Below are 20875 nucleotides of genomic sequence, written 5' to 3' on the forward strand. Positions count from 1 at the left end.
ATCATGTCTTCGGCGCGACTTCCGCCGCATCGAGCGCGGCGGCAAGGCGCTTCTCGTCGCCGTAATAGCGCGCACGCTCCCAGAATTTCGGCCGGCCGATGCCGGTCGAGCGGTGCCGGCCGATGATCTTGCCGTTGGCGTCCTCGCCGACCATGTCGTAGAGGAAGATGTCCTGGGTGATGATGGTGTCGCCCTCCATGCCCATCACCTCGGTGATGTGCGTGATGCGGCGCGAGCCGTCGCGCAGGCGCGCGGCCTGGACGATGACGTCGATCGAGGCGCAGATCATCTCGCGAATTGTTCGCGAGGGAAGGGAAAAGCCGCCCATCGTGATCATGGATTCGCAGCGCGAGAGCGCTTCGCGCGGATTGTTGGCGTGCAGCGTGCCCATCGAGCCGTCGTGACCGGTGTTCATGGCCTGGAGCAGGTCGAACGCCTCGGGTCCGCGGACCTCGCCGACGATGATGCGTTCGGGGCGCATACGCAGGCAGTTGCGCACCAGTTCGCGCATGGTGACCTGGCCCTCGCCCTCGATGTTCGGCGGGCGGGTTTCGAGTCGCACCACGTGCGGCTGCTGGAGCTGGAGCTCGGCCGCGTCCTCGCAGGTGATGACGCGCTCGTCGTGCTCGATGTAGTTGGTCAGGCAGTTGAGCAGCGTGGTCTTGCCCGAGCCGGTGCCGCCGGAGATCAGCACGTTGCAACGGACGCGACCGATGATCTGGAGGATTTCCGCACCCTCCGGCGAAATCGCCCCGAACTTGACGAGCTGATCCAGCGTCAGCTTGTCCTTCTTGAATTTGCGGATGGTGAGTGTGGGGCCATCGATCGACAGCGGCGGCACGATGGCATTGACGCGGGAGCCGTCGGCGAGGCGCGCGTCGCAGATCGGCGAGGATTCGTCGACGCGCCGGCCGACCTGGCTGACGATGCGCTGGCAGATGTTGAGGAGCTGCTGGTTGTCGCGGAAGCGGATGCCGGTGCGCTGGATCTTGCCGGCGACTTCGATGTAGACGGTGTTGGCGCCGTTGACCATGATGTCGGCGATGTCGTCGCGCGACAACAGAGGCTCCAGCGGGCCGTAGCCGAGAACGTCGTTGCAGATGTCGTCGAGCAGCTCTTCCTGCTCGGCGATCGACATCACGATGTTCTTGATCGCGATGATCTCGTTGACGATGTCGCGGATTTCCTCGCGCGCGGACTCGGAGTCGAGCTTGGCGAGCTGGGCTAGGTCGATGGCCTCGATCAGGGCGCCGAAGATCGTCGCCTTGACCTCGTAGTAATTATCCGAGCGGCGGGAGTCCATGGCCGGCGCCGGCCGGGCGGGGGCAAGCGGCGGCGAGGCGACGGCCGGCGGGGGCGGCGCGCGCGACACCGCGGGCGCCGAAGCCTGGACAGGCTCGGGCGACACGGCGCCGGGCTTGGGAGCCCGAATATCGGTGTCTGTTCCGCTACGCTTACCGAACACTTAACGACTCCATGCGGCGGCTTATTTTCCGCGCAACTTCTCAATCAGGGGTGAAAGCAGAGAAGACTTTTGCTTCTTCGTCTCGCTGCGGCCGGTCAGGCGCTGGGCGATCTGAAGGAACATCTCGATCGACTTGTGGTTGGCGGAGATCTCCGCGATCATCTGGCCGTTGTTGGCCGCCGAGCCGAAGATCTGCGGCTCGAACGGGATCGAGACGACCGGCTGGCTCTCGATCGCCTTGGCGAACTCGGCGGCGGCGATTTCGGGCCGTTTCGGGACGCCGACCTGGTTCAGGCAGTAGAGCGGAGGCCGGTCGTTGGGCCGCGAAGCCTTCAGCAGATCGAACAGGTTCTTGGTGTTGCGCAAATTGGCGAGATCGGGCGCTGCGACAATCAGGATGTCGTCCGCCCCGATCAGGGCGCGCTTGGTCCAGCCCGACCATTGGTGCGGGATGTCGAGCACGATGCAGGGCATGGTGGAGCGCAGCGTGTCGAACACGGCATCGAAGGCGTCGGTGCCGAAATCATAGACCCGGTCCAGCGTCGCCGGCGCCGCCAGCAGGCTGAGATGGTCGGTGCATTTCGACAGCAGGCGGTCGATGAAGGCGGTGTCGACGCGATCCGGCGAGAACACGGCATCCGCGATACCCTGCGGCGGGTCCTGGTTGTAATCGAGCCCGGCGGTGCCGAAGGCGAGGTCGAGATCGGCGACGACCGCGTCCATCGCGAGGTCGCGCGCGATCGCCCAGGCGACGTTGTGGGAGATGGTGGACGCGCCGACGCCGCCCTTGGCGCCGACCACGGCGATGATGCGGCCGACCGCCTTGGCTTCCGGCGCCGAGAACAGGTTGCAGATCGAGCGCACAACGTCGATCGCGCCGACCGGCGCGAGCACGTAGTCGCTGACGCCGCGGCGCACCAGCTCGCGGTACAGCATGACGTCGTTGATGCGGCCGATCACCACCACGCGGGTGCCGGCGTCGCAGACCGTGGCGAGATGGTCGAGGCCGGTCAAAAGATCGTTGCGGCCGTCGCTCTCGAGCACGATCACGTTCGGCGTCGGCGCCGAGCGGTAGGCCTCGATGGCGGCGGCCATGCCGCCCATCTGGATCTTCAGATGGGCCTTGCCGAGACGACGGTCTTCGCCGGCCGACTGCACCGCGGCAGCGGTCTCGACGGTCTCGCAGAAAGCCTGGACCGACACGCGGGGCGCGGGGGCAATATGCTCCTCGACCGGCGTCGGTGCCTCTGGCTGCTCTTCTTGAGTCTGGCGAGCGTAGCTGATCATTTGCCGGTGTCGCTGAGTTTGGCCTTGTCGGCTTCAGGATAGGTGGTCGCCGTCGTCATTCCCTTGCGATACTTCTCGAAGGCCGTGGTGCGGCGTGCCGTGTAGGACGGCGTTTCGGTTCGCGGTTGCTCGAGGTCCGACGGATTGGCGATCATCGCCGCCATGTTGCGCTGATAGGCGCAGCCGTAATTGTAATAGTCCTTGTTCTCGAACCAGCTCCGGTTCTTGATCGAAGGCCCGATGTCGTCAGGCCACAGGCCGCAGGGACCCGCGATCGCGGCGATCCTGGAATAGGTGAGCCGGATCGGCGGCAGGAAGCGCCTGTCTTCAGGCTGGTAGGGACGAATGTTGACGCCGCGCGGTGGAACGCCGGCCCCCGCCAGCATCGCCTGGATTTCCCGCATGGTGTCCGCGACCGGCCGCGCGTTGGGCGTGCCGGACGGCACGTCGATACGGATCGCACCGGTGCCCTCATGCAGCCAGGCCGAAGCAACACCCATCACGTCGGCGCGCTGGGCGGCAGTCAATCCACCGCGGGCGTGGCCGACGAAGACGACGATCGAGCGGTTCTGTTCCTCGATCGCGATCGGGTGACGCTGCTTGTAGTCGTCCGGAATGGAGGCCGTGACCTCCTGGTCGTGCTGGCAGCCGCCGAGGGCGAGCGCCATGCCGACGAGCGCGCCGCCAAGGCGGACGGCGCGTTTGCGAAGCTGGGGTGGTTTTGTGATCATCGAGAAGTCCCCGTTCCGCCTCAGTCGGTAATGAAGCCGTAGGTGCCGCGGTAGTTCTTGGCCGGCTCGGTCCGGCCGGGCACGCCGTAGATGCGGTTGATGTTGCCGAGCAGCTCGGCCTGCGGATCCGCAGGCGCTGCGAAGCCGTCATCCGGCCGCGACAAGTCCTTTGGCGCCGCTGCGCGAACGACATAAGGCGTCACGATCACGACCAGCTCGGTCGCGTTGTTGACGAAGTCGCGGCTGCGGAACAGCGTGCCGAGGACCGGGAGCTGCATCAGCCCGGGCAGTCCGCTGACCGCCTGCTTGGTCTGCTGCTGGATCAGGCCGGCCATCGCCATCGCGCCGCCGGAGGGAATTTCCAGCGAGGTCTCGGCACGGCGGGTCTTGATCGAGGGCACGGTCAGCGAGTTCACCGACGTCGAGGTCACGGCCTGCGACAGCGTGATCGCATTCTCGTTCGACAGTTCCGAGACCTCGGTCATCACGCGCAGGCTGATCTTGCCCTCGCTCAGCACCACCGGGGTGAAGTTGAGGGAGATGCCGAACTTCTTGAAGCTGATCTGGGTGGTACAGACATGCGTGGTGGGATCGCACGCATAGCCTGCCGGCACCGGGAATTCGCCGCCGGCGACGAAGGTCGCGGATTCGCCGGAGATCGCGGTCAGGTTCGGCTCGGCCAGCGTCCGGATCACGCCCGCGGTCTCCATCGCGCGCAGGGTGGCCTGCACCGACGGCGTCGAGCCGAACTTCGTGGTCAGATTGTTGCCGTCCACGAGATTGCGGCCAAGGGCCGTGAACGGGTTGGAGTTGGTGAAGCTCACCACCGACGTGCCGTAGTTCAGGTTCGCGGTGAGGTCGATGCCGAGCTGCTTGACGATGGTGCGTGCGACTTCGGCGACGGTCACCTTGAGCATGACCTGGTCGCGGCCGCGGACCAGGATCGAGTTCACAACCTTGTCGGCGCCGCCCGCAAGGCGCGCCGCGAGATCATTGGCCTGCTGTGCTTCCAGCGGATTTGCCGCAGTGCCGGTCAGGACGACGCCGTCGCCCAGCCCGTCGATCTGGATGTCGGAATTGGGCAGGATCTGCTTCAGTGCGGCCCGCACGCCGTTGAGGTCGCGCTTGACCGCGATGTCATAGGCCGCGATCTGCTGACCGGCGGAATCGAAGAACACGATGTTGGTCTGTCCGATCGCGGCGCCGATGATGTAGGCGCGCTGAGCCGAGCGGACGACCGCGTTCGCGATCTTGGGATCGGCGACCAGCACATCCTTGATGTCGCGCGGCAGGTCGATCACGATCGACTTGCCGATGCCGAGCGAGAGGAAGCGCGCGTTCATCTGACCGTCAGCCGCGACCTGCGCCCCCGGGCGGTAGTCGGCGGCGACCACGGGCGTGAGCACCGGGTTGAGCGCCAGCGCGAAGGCGGCCGAAAACGACAGGGCGCGGACCGTGGAGGTTCGCATCGTCGTCAAATCTGCCCTGCATTTCATATCGACAGTCCTCATCGTGCCTTCGCCGTCGCGCTTGGAATGCCGTAGCGAATGATCGAAACGCCGTCGCGCTTCTGCGCGGAGTCATCGAGCGTGATCTCGCTCATCTTGACATCGACGATGCTGCGCAGCGCCAGCGACAGCGTGCCGCTCTGACGGGCCGCAGAGAGCGTCGCCGTCTGCGTCGGATTGAGCTCGAGGGTGACGGTCTTGCCGACCACCGCGTTCTGGCCGTCCTTCTCCCTCGGTGCCTGGTCGATCGCCAGCACGCGGATATTGGCCAGGATGATCTCGGACGTGACGATGTCCTGGGCGCCGGCGCTCTGGTCGGGATTCTTGAGCCGGCGCGTCAGGAGCACGTCGACGCGGTCGTTGGGCAGGATGAAGCCGCCGGCGCCGGTCTCCGGCGAGATTTCGGTCGAGATCGCACGCATGCCGGTCGGCAGGATCGCGGCCATGAAGCCGGACCCCTCGGCCTTGACCAGCTTCTGGTCGCGGATCGGTTCACCCTGGATGAAGGGCGCGCGCGCGATCGAGCCGGTGACCTGGGTTGCGCCCTCGGGGCGCTCGTTGCGGCGAATGAAGGTGCTGCTGGCGGTCGCAGACGGCCAGGTCTGCCATTGCACGTCTTCCGGCTTCACGGTCTGGCCAAGGCCGATATCGTTCTTGGCGACCAGGACGTCGACGGTTGGAAGCTGGGCGACCGGAGCCGCTGGAGGCGGCGCAGAGTCCGAGCCGCTCGCCAGGTACGCGGCGACGCCGCCGGCGCAGATGGCGACCGTCAGGACGACTATGCGTGCCCTATTCATACGCTTCACTTTCCACAAAACGCCGCGACGCTGCCGCCGCCGTAATCGGCAGTTGACCAGCTATTCGTCAAAGCATGGTTAATGAGGCGTATCTAAATCGCCTTAACGCCGGGTTTACCCGGTGTTTTCAGCGCAGTGCGAGGTGAGCGAGGTCGATCGCCTTCACCCACTCGGTCTCCGGATAGACCATCAGCGCGCCGAGCGTGAGCGCGATCCCGTAAGGGATGCCGCTCTCCTTGTCGTGCAGCCGCGCCAGCCACGCCTGGCCTGCCAGCCCGTACGGCAATGGCCATTGCCGGAACTGGAGCAGGAGCAGCGTCAGCGCTCCGCCGAACAGCGAAGCGTAGAGCAGGAAATCCATCAATTGCGCGAAGCCGAACCAGAGCGCGACCGAAGCCGCGACCTTGGCGTCGCCGCCGCCCATCCAGCCCATCGCGAAGCAGGTGAAGGCCACGACGAGGAGCAGCGCGCCGGCGCCGACATGGGTCAGCATCTCGTAAGGTGCCATGCCACCGGCGAAAGCGAGCACGAAGAAGCCTGCGACCAGCGCCAGCGACACGCGGTTCGAGATGGTCATCGTGAAGAGATCGCTCGCGGCGGCGAACGCCATCAGGGCCGGGAAGAGCAGAAGGCGCGCAAGGTCGAGGATCATGGGCTGCGTCTTGAGCTTGATCTGAATCTTGGGTTCATCGCGGGATCGGAGCGTCGCCGCATGCTAGCCGGCAGTTGCTAAACAAACCGACAACGGCGCGGCGGCGACCCGCGAGGGCCGGAATCCGCCGCAGGCGTGCTCACCAGATGCTGGCAATGCGCGCGGCAAGGACAGCCATCGCGAGCAGCAGCGCAAGGCAAACCCAGTACGCCGGCGAAGAGGTGCCGGCCGCCTCCGCCTCGCTCGCCGCAACCGCGGCATCGGTTCTGTACTCGCGCAACGCCACTGGAACTCGCCGTATCCGGAAAAACAAAGGCCCCGGAAGTCCGGGGCTTTTGCAGTCGTTCGTCGGTCGCTTACTTCAGCGAGGTGCTGATCGAGCCGAACTTGGTGTTCAGCGAGCTGCCGAGGTTGTTGACGACGGTGATGATGGCCAGCGCGATGCCGGCAGCAATCAGACCGTATTCGATAGCGGTGGCGCCGGATTCATCCTTCGCGAAACGCGCAATCAGGTTCTTCATGAACTAAACTCCGTCTGGGGTGATCGCCTCGTTCGGCGTTGTGCTTGACGCGATGAGCATGTGAGCCGAGCTCTTTCGGTAGAGTTAATTCGATCGGGCAAACGCCCTTCTTGCCCGATGCTTTTGCCCAGAGTGAATTTGGCCTTAAGGACGCAGTCGAAATTCTTCCCGTTCCAGATGCGCCCCAAGTGGGCCGCCGACTTCACCCTCCCTTAAATTTCGCGGAGTAGGCGTAAGGGGGATCAGAGGTCCGGAAGAGAGGCGACGATGTCGAGCCTGCCCATGCAAGTCGCCTTGATGCTCGGCGAGACCATCCAGAAGATGGTGCCCGTCACTCTCGCGCTCGCCGCGGTCTTCACGGTGCTCGAGCATTTCTGGGCCTGCAATCCCGGCCCGGCGTGGTGGCGCAAGCGCGAGATCCTGACCGACATCTGCTACTGGTTCTTCGTTCCGGTGTTTGCCCGCACCATGCGGATCGGCCTCCTGATCGTCGGCGCCGGCGCAATCTTCAACATCCACGACGCCGACGACCTCATCGCCTTCTACGACAATGGACACGGCCCGCTGGCGCAGCTGCCGCTGTGGGTCCAGGCCATCCTGTTCCTGGTGCTGTCTGATTTCATGCTGTACTGGCTGCACCGGCTGTTCCACGACGGCGGATTCTGGAAGTACCACGCCATCCATCATTCGTCGGAGGAGATCGGGTGGATTTCCGCGGCACGCTTCCATCCCGTCAATCTCATGCTCGGGACGATCGGCGTCGACGTCGTGCTGCTGATGGCCGGCATCTCCCCGAACGTCATGATCTGGGTCGGTCCGTTCACCACCTTCCATTCGGCCTTCGTGCACGCCAACCTGAACTGGACCTTCGGGCCGTTCAAATATGTGCTGGCGACACCGGTGTTCCACCGCTGGCACCACACCGGGCTCGAAGAGGGCGGAGACACCAATTTCGCCGGGACGTTCCCGATCTGGGACGTGCTGTTCGGCACCTTCCGCATGCCGGAGGGGAGACTGCCGCAGGACTACGGCAAGGACGAAGCGACCATGCCGAAGGAGATCGGGGGCCAGCTTGCCTATCCGTTCCGCCGCTAGGAGCGGGGTCCGACGCCTTCGCGGGCCCGCAAATCGCCAATCTGTTCAAACAATAGCCGGCGAGTTTGCGGAACGTTCACGAATTGAGGGCAGGTTAGCCGGGTCGGGCACCGGCTCCGCTGTATCTGATCGCTTCTGCCGGTTTGTGACGTCCCGGGGGTAAGAGTATGCGTAAAGAGTTGCTGCGCCGTCAGGCGCGCGTTTGTCTTCTGGTTGCGGCTGCGGTGCTGGCATCGCCGGCCGCGAGCCTTGCCGAGGCGACCGCCGATGCCATCGCCGTCAATGTCGACCAGGCCAAGCTGGTCCGGCTGCCCGGCAAGGTGGCGACCATCGTGGTCGGCAATCCCCTGATCGCCGACGTGACGCTGCAGCCCGGCGGCATGATCGTCGTGACCGGGAAGGGCTACGGTGCCACCAATTTCATCGCGCTCGACCGCGGCGGTGAGATCCTGGTCGACCGCCAGATCCAGGTCGAAGGTCCGAGCGACCGGCTCGTCACCGTCTATCGCGGGGTCGAGCGCGAGTCCTACAGCTGCATGCCGCTCTGCCAGCGTCGCGTGACGCTCGGCGACAGCGACAACTACTTCAACAACACGATGAGCCAGGCCGGCTCGCTGAGCAGCAGTGCCAGCGGCAACGCGAGCGCGGGCACCAAATCCAACTAACGAGACCCAACGGCGGGGTTGCCCGGGCCGGACCCTCCGGTCCCGCCCGGACACGCGCGTGCGCGAGAGAGAGCCTGTCTCCGTGCCGAGGGCGTTCATGGTTAAGGCATCCCTAATGGCGCGGTTCGCCGGGTGCGGATCGCCTGAAACACTTAAACAATCAGTTTCCGCCATTGAAAGGGCAGATGACCGCCGCCGCGGGGGAATTTGACGCGATGCCATCGCCTGCATCTTTGAGATTCACGCTCCGGAAAGCGCTGCGCCGGTTTCGCCGCAATCGCCGCGGCTCCGCAGTCGTCGAGTTCGCGCTGGTCGCGCCGATCTTCTTCGCGCTGCTGTTCGCCATCATCGAGACGGCGCTCGTGTTCCTGGCCGGCCAGGTGCTCGAGACCGTCACGCAGAATTCCGCGCGCGTCGTGCTGACCGGCCAGGCGCAATCCGGTTCGGTGACCGTCTGCGCGGTGTCCGGCGTCAGCACGCCGTGCACGCAGGCGACGTTCAAGACCTATGTCTGCAGTCAGATCCCGGCGCTGTTCGATTGCAGCAAGCTCTATGTCGATGTCGCGAGCTTCTCGTCCTTCTCCGGGGTGACGCTGCCGACCCACATCGACGGTTCCGGAAATTTCGACACGACGATGGGCTACAGCCCTGGAAGTGCAGGCGACATCGTGGTGGTCCGGCTGTTCTACCAGTGGCCGCTGTTCGTCACCGGGCTCGGCTACAACATCTCCAATCTGACGGGCAACAAGCGGCTGCTGGTGGCCACGGCCGCGTTCAAGAACGAGCCCTATTGAGGCCAATGGATCGGGCGAAACGATGCAGGCGATGTTGAAGATCGGGCGGACATGCCGCTGCGCCGCAGGCGAATTCGTCGCCGACAGCAGGGCGTTGGCCGCGACCGAATTCGCGGTGATCGTGCCGTTGATGCTGGTGTTGTTCTTCGGCACGGTCGAGTTCTCGTCGGCCGTGGCGATCGATCGCAAGGTGACACTGATGGCGCGCACGCTGTCGGACCTGACCTCGCAGTCGACTTCGGTCGGCGACACCGACATGACGAATTTCTTCGCGGCCTCGACCGGTATCATGACGCCGTACTCGACCACGCCGGTGGCCTCGACGATCAGCGAACTCTATGTCGATCCCTCGACGCTGCAGGCGCATGTGCAGTGGAGCAAGGGATCGGCGCCGCGGACGCAGAAGTCCCTGGTCACGATTCCCACCTCGCTCGCGATCGGCGACACCTATCTGATCTTCAGCGAAGTCAGCTACACCTACACGCCCACGATAGGCCATGTGCTCAAGAATGCGATCACGCTGAGCGACGTCTCCTACACGCGCCCGCGCCAGTCCACCTGCGTGTATTACAGCCCCGATACGGCCTGCACGAAGTACTGAGCCGGCCCGCTTCTTTCGGACATGAAAAAAGGCCGTGCATCGCGCACGGCCTTTTCCATTTGCTTGTTCGCCAGAGCGGCTCCGGAAGACCGTGCACGACGCACGGCCTTCTTTCACGCCCGATGGCTCAACCGGCGGCGCGGAGGTTGTCCGCTGCCGACTTGCCGGAACGGCGGTCGGCCACGATCTCGTAGGAGACCTTCTGACCTTCACGCAGCGTGCCGAGGCCGGCGCGCTCGACGGCGCTGATGTGCACGAAGACGTCCTGGCCGCCATCGTCGGGCTGGATGAAGCCGAAGCCCTTGGTCGCGTTAAACCACTTCACGGTTCCCATGCTCACGGGGTAGTTCCTTCTCAGATATGCAGTGTCGAAGCCTACTTTCGCAGGCGGGTTAGATCGAGTTTCTGGAAGGGTCGTCAGCGTGTCTGAACCGGCTGTACCGGTGGATGCCAATGTCGTCCGGCCGAAAATCGATGGCTGATTTTATTGGAATTAAGGCACCAAAACAATCCTGACGTGCACGATTTTTTGATCCGCCGCGTTTCCCGCGGCGGATCAGCATACAGGTCAGAATTTTACTTCCGCAACGAGATGCTTGAGCGGATCAGCGGCGGCGGAACTGGCCGCCGCGCTGTCCGGGACGCGGAGGTCCGCCGACGCCGGCGGGACGTTCGTCCTTGTGACGGAAAATCAGCCGGCCCTTCTCGAGGTCGTAGGGCGACATTTCCACCGTCACACGGTCACCCGCCAGCGTCTTGATGCGGTTCTTCTTCATCTTGCCGGCGGTGTAGGCGACGATCTCGTGCCCGGCGTCGAGCTGCACGCGGTAGCGCGCGTCGGGGAGGATTTCGGTGACCAGTCCTTCGAACTGGATCAGCTCTTCCTTAGCCATGAATTTCTCCAGGTCGTGGACGGCTAGTGCGAATAGGGTTTGCGGTTCGGTTGGCCATTCGGCCGACTCTCGCGGCGTAAAAAGGCCACGCCTTGTATCCCATCAGACGTCCCGGCGCCATGCGCGGAACGCTGTTCCGGACGGTCAGCTGACGAAGAATGCATCTTGCCACCGGAGCGGCGGCGGCGAGACCCCTTCGGGCCGTTGCCGGGCCGTCCGTCGACGTGCCGCGCGTCGCCATGCCGGCCTTCACCGGGCCGTCCATCGCCCTGCTTGCTGGCGCTATGGTGGCGTCCGTCGCCATGCCTTTCGTCGGCACGCCGTCCGTCACCGTGGCGTCCCTCACCATGCCTTGCGCCTTGCGGACGCTGGCCCGGGCGGCCCTGGCGGCCCTGTCGTTGCTGCGGCGGGGGAGGACCCGCATCGCGGCGTCCGGCGTCGGTGCGGTGATCCTCACGCGGCAGCGCCACGCGGATCAGCCGCTCGATGTCGCGGAGATAGCTGAGTTCCTCGCCGCCGGCGACCAACGAGATCGCGGTGCCGTCGGCACCGGCGCGCGCGGTGCGCCCGATACGGTGCACATAGGTCTCGGGCACGTTCGGCAGGTCGAAATTGATGACGTGGCTGATGCCGTCGACATCGATGCCGCGAGCGGCGATGTCGGTGGCGACCAGGGTGCGGATTTCGCCGGAACGGAACTGGGCGAGCGTCCGCTCGCGGTGGTTCTGTGACTTGTTGCCGTGGATCGCGCTGGCGGCGATGCCAGCCTTCTCGAGCGTCTTCACGACCTTGTCCGCACCGTGCTTGGTGCGGGTGAAGACCAGTGCGCGATTGACCGGCTCATCCTTCAGGAGCTTGGTCAGGAAGGCCGGCTTGGCGGAGAAGTCGACCTGGACGATGCGCTGGTTGATCCGCTCGGCGGTCGAGGACACCGGGGTGACCGCGACGCGGGCGGGGTCCCGCAGCATCGCGTCGGCGAGCTCGGCGATGTCCTTCGGCATGGTGGCCGAGAAGAACAGCGTCTGCCGCTTGATCGGGAGTTTGGCGACGATTTTGCGGATGTCGTTGATGAAGCCCATGTCGAGCATGCGGTCGGCCTCGTCGAGCACGAGGAATTCGACGCTGCCAAGCTTCAGCCCGTTGCTCTGCACGAGGTCGAGCAGGCGGCCGGGCGTGGCCACCAGCACGTCGACGCCCTGCATCAAGGCGCGGACCTGACGGCCCATCGGCACGCCGCCGATGGCGAGCGTCGAGGCCAGGCGGATGTGGCGGCCGTAGGCGTTGAAACTGTCGAGGATCTGGCCGGACAGTTCGCGGGTGGGCGAGAGGACCAGCACGCGGCAGGTCTTCGGCTGCGGCTTGATCCGGTTCTCCAGCAGGCGGTGCAGGATCGGCAGCGCGAAGGACGCGGTCTTGCCGGTGCCGGTCTGGGCGATGCCGACGACGTCGCGGCCGGTCAGCGCCGTGGGGATCGTCTGGGCCTGGATGGGGGTGGGAGTGACGTAATTCTCTTCGGCGAGAGCACGCGCGATGGGTTCGGCAAGGCCGAAGTCCTGAAAGGAAGTCAAAAGATGGGCTCTTTCCATGTCGAAAGCAGGCGCCCGGCGCAATCAGCGGGGCACGCGCAATAAGGGTGTCAAATAGACACCTGCGTGTTTGGGGTGTCGGATGGCTTGATGGGATGGGGCAAGCCAGAGGCCCGAAAGGGCTTAAGAACACGCGGCTCGCTACGACCCCTTGATTCGCAAGAGGTCTCGGACCTCCATATGGAACATTCAGGGGGCCGTTTCAAGGCGACGCGGCCCGAAACGGCGATTGCGGTGCAAAAATAGTTATGCCGGAAATTTAGACAGAGCTGCTGTTTTGCTCAAAAAATAACCCGCCTGCCGCATTAGCATACATTTTATTCGCCCAAGTTTTGAGCAATGCGACTGCGGCGAAAGTTGGATTGCGGCAAAATTATATAATCTGACCAATAGGTTGGCATGTGCCCAGCCCATGGCATGGTTCTTGCGATTCCGTTAATCGCAGGCGGCCGTGGGGCCGTTTCGCAGCGTCTATTTCACGTCTGCGTCAGGGAGATGATACACTCATGCTTACCAAATCCACTCACGATATAGCGGCGTCATTTAGCCGCCGCGGCGTGCTCGCCGCGACCGCCGGACTGATGCTCGGTCTGGCTTCATTGACCGGCGCAAAGGCCGCGGACGACACCATCAAGGTCGGCGTCCTTCATTCTCTCTCCGGCACCATGGCCATCAGCGAGACCACGCTGAAGGACACCATCCTCTTCCTGATCGACGAGCAGAACAAGAAAGGCGGCGTGAACGGCAAGAAGCTCGAGGCCGTCGTCGTCGATCCCGCTTCGAACTGGCCGCTGTTCGCCGAAAAGGCGCGCGAGCTGATCACCAAGGACAAGGTCGCGGTCGTGTTCGGCTGCTGGACCTCGGTGTCGCGCAAGTCGGTGCTCCCGGTGTTCAAGGAGCTGAACAACATCCTGTTCTACCCCGTGCAATACGAGGGCGAGGAGAGCGAGCGCAACGTGTTCTACACGGGTGCTGCGCCGAACCAGCAGGCGATCCCCGCCGTCGACTACCTGATGAAGGACGAGAAGGTGAAGCGCTGGGTGCTCGCGGGCACCGACTACGTCTATCCGCGCACCACCAACAAGATCCTGGAAGCCTACCTGAAGTCGAAGGGTGTCGCCCAGGAAGACATCATGATCAACTACACGCCGTTCGGTCATTCCGACTGGCAGACGATCGTGGCCGACATCAAGAAGTTCGGCTCGGCCGGCAAGAAGACCGCGGTGGTCTCGACCATCAACGGCGACGCCAACGTCCCCTTCTACAAGGAGCTCGGCAACCAGGGCATCAAGGCCAAGGACATCCCGGTGGTCGCGTTCTCGGTGGGTGAGGAAGAGCTCGCCGGTATCGACACCAAGCCGCTGGTCGGCCATCTCGCCGCCTGGAACTACTTCGAGTCGATCAAGACCAAGGATGGATCGAACGAGAAGTTCATCAAGGACTGGCAGGCCTACACCAAGAACCCGAAGCGCGTGACCAACGATCCGATGGAAGCGCACGTGATCGGCTTCAACATGTGGGTGAAGGCCGTCGAGAAGGTGAAGTCGACCGATCCGGACAAGGTGATCGACGCGCTTCCCGGCATCGAGGCGCCGAACCTGACCGGCGGCGTGTCGAAGATGCTGCCGAACCACCACATCACCAAGCCGGTGTTCATCGGCGAGATCAAGGGCAACGGCCAGTTCGACGTGGTCTGGAAGACGCCCGGTCTCGTTGCCGGCGATGCCTGGTCGAAGGAGCTGGAAGGCTCGAAGGACCTGGTCGGCGACTGGGTCGGCAAGAAGTGCGGCAACTTCAACACCAAGACCAACAAGTGCCTCGGCTCGGGCTCCTGATCCGAACCTGACGCTTGATTGCACGACGGGAGGAGGCGGCTATTCCGCCGCCTTCTCCCCACTTCCTGCCGGGGTGATTTAAAGTGCCAACCAATCTGTCCGCTCGTCTCTGTACGTTTGTGCTCTCGCTATTGCTGATCGCGTTCGCGCTGCCCGCCTTTGCCGGTCCGTTCGAGGACGCGGTCGCCAAATTCGCCAATGACGATTTTTCCGACACCGATGAGGCGATCGGCGTTGTCGCGAGCAGCGGCAACAAGCTGGCCTTCCCCATCATCAGCGCGCTCCAGGACGGCCGCCTGATGGCCGATCCTGACAGCAAGAAGGTTTACGTCACCGGTGCCGACGGCAAGTCGATCGATGCCGCGACCGGCGAGCCCGTCGCCAGCGTTCCCGACGGTGCGAGCGCGGTCCGCCTCAACAACCGCCTGCGCCGCAGTGTCGATGCCGCGCTCGGCAGTCTGACGCTCCAGTCACCCGATCTGGCGACGCGACTGCAGGCCGCGCAATCCGTCTTCAAGTCGCACGAAGAGACCGCGCTCGAGGCCGTCGATGGCGCGCTCGCCAAGGAAACCAACAAATCGGTCAAGGCTGCGCTCGGCGAAGCCCGTGCGGCCATCCTGCTGTTCAAGCCTGATGCCACCGAGGTCGAGAAGCTCGAAGCGGTCGCCACCCTCAAGGCGCGCGGCGACCAGGAGGCGATGGCGCTGCTCACCGGCATGGGCGACCAGCCCGCCTCGGTGACCAAGGCCGCCGCCAGCGCGATCAGCTCGATCCAGAGCTCGCTTGCGGTCTGGTCCACGGTTCAGAATGCCTGGTACGGTCTCTCGCTCGGCTCGGTGCTGCTGCTCGCCGCGATCGGGCTCGCCATCACCTTCGGCGTGATGGGCGTCATCAACATGGCGCATGGCGAGATGGTGATGATCGGCGCCTACACCACCTTCGTGGTGCAGGAGGTGATCCGCACCCGCTATCCCGGCCTGTTCGACTATTCCTTGCTGATCGCCGTGCCGCTCGCCTTCCTCGTCGCCGGCGCGATCGGCGTGCTGATCGAGCGCAGCATCATCCGCTTCCTCTATGGCCGTCCGCTGGAGACGCTGCTGGCGACCTGGGGCCTGTCGCTGGTGCTGCAGCAGGCGGTGCGCACCATGTTCGGCCCGACCAACCGCGAGGTCGGCAATCCCTCCTGGATGAGCGGCGCGTTCGAGCTCGGCCAGATCACCATCACCTATAACCGGCTCTGGATCCTCGTCTTCACGCTCGCGGTGTTCGCGATCCTGCTCGCGATGCTGCGCTACACCGCGCTCGGGCTCGAGATGCGTGCGGTGACGCAGAACCGCCGCATGGCGGCCTCGATGGGCATCGCCACCTCGCGCGTCGACGCGCTGACCTTCGGTCTCGGCTCCGGCATTGCCGGCATCGCCGGCGTGGCGCTGTCGCAGATCGACAATGTCAGCCCCAATCTCGGCCAGAGCTACATCATCGACAGTTTCATGGTCGTGGTGTTTGGCGGCGTCGGCAATCTCTGGGGCACGCTGGTCGGCGCCTTCACGCTCGGCATCGCCAACAAGTTCCTTGAACCGGTCGCCGGCGCCGTGCTTGGCAAGATCGCGATCCTGGTTCTCATCATCCTGTTCATTCAAAAGCGGCCGCGCGGCCTGTTCGCGCTCAAGGGCCGTGCGGTGGAAGCATGACCCCTCACATGCTGACCAGGTCGCTGGACCGCGGCGCGACGATCTTTCTCGCCATCGTCGTGGCCTGCGGCATCCTCATCCCGCTCTCCAACCTGCTGCTGCCTGCGGGCTCGTTCCTGCAGGTGCCGACCTATCTGGTCGCGCTGTGGGGCAAATATGTCTGCTACGCCATCCTCGCGCTTTCGATCGATCTGATCTGGGGCTATTGCGGCATCCTCTCGCTCGGCCACGGCGCCTTCTTCGCGCTCGGCGGCTACGCGATGGGCATGTACCTGATGCGGCAGATCGGCACCCGTGGCGTCTACGGCAACCCGATCCTGCCCGACTTCATGGTGTTCCTGAACTATTCGAAGCTGCCCTGGTACTGGTACGGCTTCGACATGTTCTGGTTTGCGGCGCTGATGGTGCTGGTCGTGCCCGGCCTGCTCGCCTTCTGCTTCGGCTGGCTCGCCTTCCGCTCCCGCGTCACCGGCGTCTATCTGTCGATCATCACGCAGGCGATGACCTATGCGCTGCTGCTGGCCTTCTTCCGCAATGATTTCGGCTTCGGCGGCAACAACGGCTTGACCGACTTCAAGGATATCCTCGGCTTCAACGTGCAGGCCGAGGGGACGCGCGCGGCGCTGTTCGCGCTGAGCTGCCTGGCGCTGATCGCGAGCTTTTTGATCTGCCGCTCCGTGGTGTCGTCCAAGCTCGGCAAGGTGCTGATCGCAATCCGCGACGCGGAATCGCGCAGCCGGTTCCTCGGTTACCGCGTCGAATCCTACAAGCTGTTCGTGTTCACGCTCTCGGCTTGCATGGCCGGCGTCGCCGGTGCGCTCTACGTGCCGCAGGTCGGCATCATCAATCCCAGTGAGTTTGCGCCCGGCAATTCGATCGAGGCGGTGATCTGGGTCGCGGTCGGCGGCCGCGGCACGCTGGTCGGCGCTGCGCTCGGTGCCGTCGTCGTCAACTACGCCAAGACGTTCTTCACCTCGGGCATGCTCGCGCCCTACTGGCTGTTCATGCTGGGCGCGCTGTTCATCCTGGTGACGCTGCTGCTGCCCAAGGGCATCGTCGGCACCTTCAACGCCTGGTGGGACTCGACCAGAGAAAAGCGCGCGGCGACCTCGGCAAGCGCTGCCGCTGAAGACGGCGTCACCGAACCGAAGATGGCGGAGTAGCGGTCATGAACGTCATGGACACCCGCGCGACCTCCGCGATGCTCTATCTCGACGGCGTGCACGTCTCGTTCGACGGCTTCCACGCCATCAACAATCTGTCGCTGACGCTCGAGCCCGGCGAGATGCGCGCCATCATCGGCCCGAACGGCGCCGGCAAGACCACGATGATGGACATCATCACCGGCAAGACCAAGCCCGACGAGGGGACGGTGCTGTTCGACGGCGTCACCGACCTGACGCGGCTGGACGAGACCCGCATCGCCGAGCTCGGCATCGGCCGCAAGTTCCAGAAGCCGACCGTGTTCGAGAGCCAGACCGTGCAGGACAACCTCCTGCTCGCGCTCAATGTCGACCACAGCGTCAAGGGCACGCTGTTCTGGCGCGGCAGCAGGGCCGAATCCGAGCGCATCGACAAGGTGCTGGAGACGATCCGTCTCACCGAGGCGCGCAACCGGCTTGCCGGCAGCCTCAGCCACGGCCAGAAGCAGTGGCTCGAGATCGGCATGCTGCTGGCGCAGGACCCCAAGCTGCTCCTCGTCGACGAGCCCGTCGCCGGGATGACCGACGTCGAGACGCATCTCACCGCCGAGCTGCTGAAGGAGATCAACAAGACCCACACCGTGATGGTCGTCGAGCACGACATGACGTTCGTGCGCGAGCTCGGCGTCAAGGTCACCTGCCTGCACGAAGGCACCGTGCTCGCGGAAGGGACCATCGACCAGGTCTCGTCCAACGAGCGGGTCATCGAAGTTTATCTGGGACGCTGAGCGATGCTCGAAGTTAAAGACATCAACCTGTTCTACGGCGCGGCGCAGGCGCTGCGCGGCGTGTCGATCGCGGCCGAGCCGGGCAAGGTGACATGCGTGCTCGGGCGCAACGGCGTCGGCAAGACCTCGCTGTTGCGCGCCATGGTTGGGCAGTATCCGATTTCCTCGGGCGCGATCGTGCTCGACGGCAGCGACATCACGGGCCTGAAGCCCTATGAGCGGGCGCGCAAGGGCATCGGCTTCGTGCCGCAGGGCCGCGAGATATTTCCGCTGCTGACGGTCGAGGAGAACCTGAAAACCGGCTTCGGTCCGCTCAAGCGCGAGGACAGGCACATCCCGGACGACGTGTTCTCGCTGTTTCCCGTGCTGCAATCCATGCTCGGGCGGCGCGGCGGCGACCTCTCCGGCGGCCAGCAGCAGCAGCTGGCGATCGGACGTGCGCTGGTGATGCGGCCAAAGCTGCTGCTGCTCGACGAGCCGACCGAAGGCATCCAGCCCTCGATCATCAAGGACATCGGCCGCGCCATCTCCTATTTGCGCAACCTCGGCAACATCGCCATCGTGCTGGTCGAACAATATCTCGACTTTGCCTGCGAACTCGGCGACAGTTTCGCGGTGATGGATCGCGGCGCGGTGAAATTCACCTGCGACCGCTCCAATCTCGACGCGAGCGAGATCAGCCGCCAGATGGCGCTGTAGGCCATTCTGCCGCGACCGGCTGGGGAGGCGGATGCGCAGCGACGTTTCAGTCACATCAGAGGTTTTCGAGGCGAACCGGGCCCGCGGCGCGGTGCGCTTCGACGTCCATGCGCGCGATGGCGTGACGCGGCGTGGGACGTTGCATGAGTCCGGCTCCCTGCGCGTACGCTTTCCCTCGCCGGAAGGCGAGGGCCTCTCCGGCGTGTTCGTCAACACGGCCGGTGGTGTCGCCGGCGGGGACCGCTTCGATATCGACATCGCAGCGGGCGAGGGCTCGCGCCTGACATTGACCACGGCGGCCGCCGAAAAGGTCTACCGCGCGCCCGGGGCGGCGGCGCAGCTCAATATTGCCTTGAAGGTCGCCGCGGGGGCACATCTTGGCTGGCTGCCGCAGGAGACGATCCTGTTCGATCGCGCCCGGGTCCATCGCCGCTTCGACATCGAGCTCGATGAAGCCGCCTCGCTCCTGCTTTGCGAGATCGTCGTGTTCGGCCGCATCGCCATGGGCGAGCGGATGGAGCAGGGCGAGTTCGTCGACCGCTGGCGGCTGCGTCGTGGTGGCAGACTGGTGTTCGCCGAAACGGTCAGGCTCGATGGCGATATCGGCGCAAAACTTGCGCGATCCGCGATGACCAAAGGCGGCGCCGCGATCGGCACGGCGCTGATCGTTTCCGGCGACGAGGCCCTGGTCGAGCGCATCCGCGAGGCTTCGGAATCCTTCGCCGGCGAGGTCGGAATATCCGCCTGGAATGGCTTTGCAATGGCGCGGTTCTGTGCCCAAGATGCGGCGCGTTTGCGCGCCGACATGATGGCGGTGCTGGCGCGGACCGGTGCGGCGCTGCCGCGGCTCTGGCTGAATTGATGCGTTGAACGGAAGAGATTCTTCATGAACCTGTCTCCCCGCGAAAAGGACAAGCTTCTGATCTCGATGGCGGCCATCGTGGCCCGCCGCCGGCTGGATCGCGGCGTCAAGCTCAACCATCCCGAGGCGATCGCGATCATCTCCGACTTCATCCTCGAAGGTGCGCGCGACGGCCGCACGGTTGCCGAGCTGATGCAATCCGGCGCGCAGGTCCTCACCCGCGATCAGGTGATGCCTGGCATCCCCGAGATGATCCACGACATCCAGGTCGAGGCGACCTTTCCGGACGGTACCAAGCTCGTCACCGTCCACGAGCCGATCAGGTAGGAGCAAGACGCATGATCCCCGGCGAACTCTTCATCCAGGACGGCGAGATCGAGCTCAATGCCGGCCGCAAGACCGTGACGCTGACGGTGGCCAACACCGGCGACCGCCCGATCCAGGTCGGCTCGCACTACCATTTCTTCGAGACGAACCCGGCGCTGAAGTTCGACCGCAAGAAGTCCCGCGGCATGCGCCTCGACATCGCCGCCGGCACCGCCGTCCGCTTCGAGCCCGGCCAGACCCGCGATATCCAGCTGGTCGCTCTGGCGGGCAAGAAGACGATCTATGGTTTTCGTGGCGAGGTGATGGGGAAGTTGTGATTCGATGTGAGGTGAGCACGCCGGTCAGGCTCCCTCCCCCCTTGCGGGGGAGGGTTGGGGAGAGGGGTATGCCGCACGACGAGGTCAGCGAGATTCAGCGCCATCGCGCCAAACGATTGAGGCGCGAGATGACTCGCGCGGAAACGTTGCTATGGCGCTACCTGAAGGCTGATCGTCTCTCGGGCCTGGCCTTTCGCCGTCAGACACCTATGGGCCAGTACATCGCGGATTTCGTCGCGCATTCCTGCAAGCTCATCGTTGAACTAGATGGCGAGAGCCACAACTTCGATGAGCGTATTCGCCACGATGAGCGGCGCGACCAATGGTTCGTATCCCGGGGATATCGCGTGCTGCGCATCACCAACGAGGACGTGATGAAAAATCTCGAGGGAGTTGTTCTTTCCATTCTCGAGGCAGCGGAGCAAGCGGCACCCCTCTCCCTACCCCTCCCCCGCAAGGGGGGAGGGAACCCTCCTGCCAGTGAGTCCCTTACTCCTGACGCCGACAGAGCAGAGGAGCCATGATGCTTTGTCAGGTGAGCACATTGGTCAGGCTCCCTCCCCCCTTGCGGGGGAGGGTTGGGGAGAGGGGTAGGCCACGAATTCGGACACATGTAATT

24 protein-coding genes are annotated in these 20875 nt (G+C 64.4%); 13 read left to right on the top strand and 11 right to left on the bottom strand.

Annotation, left to right across the window (positions count from 1 at the left end; translation table 11 throughout):
• Nucleotide 1: 1 nt before the first annotated feature.
• The 8 genes from NLM15_RS05280 to NLM15_RS05315 form a co-directional block, all read right to left on the bottom strand.
• Nucleotides 2–1465, bottom strand: coding sequence for a CpaF family protein (locus tag NLM15_RS05280; protein ID WP_254115981.1), 1464 nt, complete (start codon nucleotides 1463–1465; stop codon nucleotides 2–4).
• A 21-nt stretch (nucleotides 1466–1486) separates the two neighbouring features.
• Nucleotides 1487–2752, bottom strand: a complete 1266-nt coding sequence (locus NLM15_RS05285) for an AAA family ATPase (protein ID WP_254115983.1) — start codon at nucleotides 2750–2752, stop codon at nucleotides 1487–1489.
• Nucleotides 2749–3483 carry a CpaD family pilus assembly protein gene (locus NLM15_RS05290; RefSeq protein WP_254115984.1) on the bottom strand — a complete coding sequence of 245 codons (735 nt, stop codon included), beginning with the start codon at nucleotides 3481–3483 and terminating at the stop codon, nucleotides 2749–2751. Before NLM15_RS05290 ends, NLM15_RS05285 begins: the two co-directional genes overlap by 4 nt.
• 20 nt (nucleotides 3484–3503) lie before the next feature.
• Nucleotides 3504–4979 carry a type II and III secretion system protein family protein gene (locus NLM15_RS05295; protein WP_254115985.1) on the bottom strand — a complete coding sequence of 492 codons (1476 nt, stop codon included), beginning with the start codon at nucleotides 4977–4979 and terminating at the stop codon, nucleotides 3504–3506.
• An 11-nt stretch (nucleotides 4980–4990) separates the two neighbouring features.
• Complete coding sequence (cpaB, locus tag NLM15_RS05300) at nucleotides 4991–5788, bottom strand: Flp pilus assembly protein CpaB (RefSeq protein ID WP_254115986.1); 798 nt, start codon at nucleotides 5786–5788, stop codon at nucleotides 4991–4993.
• Between the two features lie 127 nt (nucleotides 5789–5915).
• Nucleotides 5916–6440: a prepilin peptidase gene (locus tag NLM15_RS05305; protein ID WP_254115987.1), complete on the bottom strand. Its 525-nt coding sequence runs from the start codon at nucleotides 6438–6440 to the stop codon at nucleotides 5916–5918.
• A gap of 139 nt (nucleotides 6441–6579) precedes the next feature.
• Complete coding sequence (locus NLM15_RS05310) at nucleotides 6580–6720, bottom strand: hypothetical protein (protein WP_254124742.1); 141 nt, start codon at nucleotides 6718–6720, stop codon at nucleotides 6580–6582.
• 76 nt (nucleotides 6721–6796) lie between these two features.
• Nucleotides 6797–6961 carry a Flp family type IVb pilin gene (locus NLM15_RS05315; protein ID WP_166813093.1) on the bottom strand — a complete coding sequence of 55 codons (165 nt, stop codon included), beginning with the start codon at nucleotides 6959–6961 and terminating at the stop codon, nucleotides 6797–6799.
• A gap of 267 nt (nucleotides 6962–7228) precedes the next feature.
• Here NLM15_RS05315 and NLM15_RS05320 point away from each other — a divergent pair, with 267 nt between their 5' ends.
• The 4 genes from NLM15_RS05320 (at nucleotide 7229) to NLM15_RS05335 (ending at nucleotide 10116) form a co-directional block, all read left to right on the top strand.
• Nucleotides 7229–8056: a sterol desaturase family protein gene (locus NLM15_RS05320; RefSeq protein ID WP_254115988.1), complete on the top strand. Its 828-nt coding sequence runs from the start codon at nucleotides 7229–7231 to the stop codon at nucleotides 8054–8056.
• 167 nt (nucleotides 8057–8223) lie between these two features.
• A complete protein-coding gene (locus NLM15_RS05325; RefSeq protein WP_254115989.1) occupies nucleotides 8224–8721 on the top strand; it encodes a pilus assembly protein N-terminal domain-containing protein in 498 nt (165 codons plus the stop codon).
• A gap of 215 nt (nucleotides 8722–8936) precedes the next feature.
• Nucleotides 8937–9515 carry a TadE/TadG family type IV pilus assembly protein gene (locus NLM15_RS05330; RefSeq protein ID WP_254115990.1) on the top strand — a complete coding sequence of 193 codons (579 nt, stop codon included), beginning with the start codon at nucleotides 8937–8939 and terminating at the stop codon, nucleotides 9513–9515.
• A 22-nt stretch (nucleotides 9516–9537) separates the two neighbouring features.
• Nucleotides 9538–10116: a TadE/TadG family type IV pilus assembly protein gene (locus NLM15_RS05335; protein WP_254115991.1), complete on the top strand. Its 579-nt coding sequence runs from the start codon at nucleotides 9538–9540 to the stop codon at nucleotides 10114–10116.
• Nucleotides 10117–10243: 127 nt separating this feature from the next.
• Here the strand turns inward: NLM15_RS05335 and NLM15_RS05340 are convergent, their stop codons facing one another.
• The 3 genes from NLM15_RS05340 to NLM15_RS05350 form a co-directional block, all read right to left on the bottom strand.
• The gene (locus NLM15_RS05340; RefSeq protein ID WP_028148374.1) at nucleotides 10244–10456 is read right to left on the bottom strand and encodes a cold-shock protein; all 213 of its coding nucleotides are present in this window, start codon (nucleotides 10454–10456) and stop codon (nucleotides 10244–10246) included.
• A gap of 265 nt (nucleotides 10457–10721) precedes the next feature.
• Entirely contained in the window at nucleotides 10722–11009 is a 288-nt protein-coding gene (gene infA / locus NLM15_RS05345) for a translation initiation factor IF-1 (RefSeq protein ID WP_254115993.1), read from the bottom strand.
• A 23-nt stretch (nucleotides 11010–11032) separates the two neighbouring features.
• Entirely contained in the window at nucleotides 11033–12595 is a 1563-nt protein-coding gene (locus NLM15_RS05350) for a DEAD/DEAH box helicase (protein WP_254115994.1), read from the bottom strand.
• 506 nt (nucleotides 12596–13101) lie between these two features.
• Between NLM15_RS05350 and urtA the strand changes: the two genes are divergently transcribed.
• The 9 genes from urtA to NLM15_RS05395 all read left to right on the top strand — a co-directional run bounded on the left by urtA (nucleotide 13102) and on the right by NLM15_RS05395 (nucleotide 20780).
• On the top strand, nucleotides 13102–14430 hold the full coding sequence (gene urtA / locus NLM15_RS05355; protein WP_254115996.1) for an urea ABC transporter substrate-binding protein: 1329 nt from the start codon (nucleotides 13102–13104) through the stop codon (nucleotides 14428–14430).
• 83 nt (nucleotides 14431–14513) lie between these two features.
• The gene (gene urtB, locus NLM15_RS05360) at nucleotides 14514–16121 is read left to right on the top strand and encodes an urea ABC transporter permease subunit UrtB (protein WP_254115997.1); all 1608 of its coding nucleotides are present in this window, start codon (nucleotides 14514–14516) and stop codon (nucleotides 16119–16121) included.
• On the top strand, nucleotides 16118–17284 hold the full coding sequence (gene urtC / locus NLM15_RS05365; RefSeq protein WP_254115999.1) for an urea ABC transporter permease subunit UrtC: 1167 nt from the start codon (nucleotides 16118–16120) through the stop codon (nucleotides 17282–17284). Before urtB ends, urtC begins: the two co-directional genes overlap by 4 nt.
• Nucleotides 17285–17289: 5 nt before the next feature.
• On the top strand, nucleotides 17290–18051 hold the full coding sequence (urtD, locus tag NLM15_RS05370) for an urea ABC transporter ATP-binding protein UrtD (RefSeq protein WP_254116001.1): 762 nt from the start codon (nucleotides 17290–17292) through the stop codon (nucleotides 18049–18051).
• Nucleotides 18052–18054: 3 nt separating this feature from the next.
• Nucleotides 18055–18750 (top strand): urea ABC transporter ATP-binding subunit UrtE, encoded by a 696-nt coding sequence (urtE, locus tag NLM15_RS05375; RefSeq protein ID WP_254116003.1) that lies wholly within the window; start codon nucleotides 18055–18057, stop codon nucleotides 18748–18750.
• Between the two features lie 31 nt (nucleotides 18751–18781).
• Nucleotides 18782–19612 (top strand): urease accessory protein UreD, encoded by an 831-nt coding sequence (locus tag NLM15_RS05380; protein ID WP_254116005.1) that lies wholly within the window; start codon nucleotides 18782–18784, stop codon nucleotides 19610–19612.
• Between the two features lie 24 nt (nucleotides 19613–19636).
• Complete coding sequence (locus NLM15_RS05385) at nucleotides 19637–19939, top strand: urease subunit gamma (RefSeq protein ID WP_007605424.1); 303 nt, start codon at nucleotides 19637–19639, stop codon at nucleotides 19937–19939.
• An 11-nt stretch (nucleotides 19940–19950) separates the two neighbouring features.
• A complete protein-coding gene (locus NLM15_RS05390; protein ID WP_254116006.1) occupies nucleotides 19951–20256 on the top strand; it encodes an urease subunit beta in 306 nt (101 codons plus the stop codon).
• A gap of 68 nt (nucleotides 20257–20324) precedes the next feature.
• On the top strand, nucleotides 20325–20780 hold the full coding sequence (locus tag NLM15_RS05395) for an endonuclease domain-containing protein (protein WP_254116007.1): 456 nt from the start codon (nucleotides 20325–20327) through the stop codon (nucleotides 20778–20780).
• Nucleotides 20781–20875 lie beyond the last annotated feature (95 nt).

It is taken from the genome of Bradyrhizobium sp. CCGB20 (assembly GCF_024199855.1).
Taxonomy (GTDB): domain Bacteria; phylum Pseudomonadota; class Alphaproteobacteria; order Rhizobiales; family Xanthobacteraceae; genus Bradyrhizobium.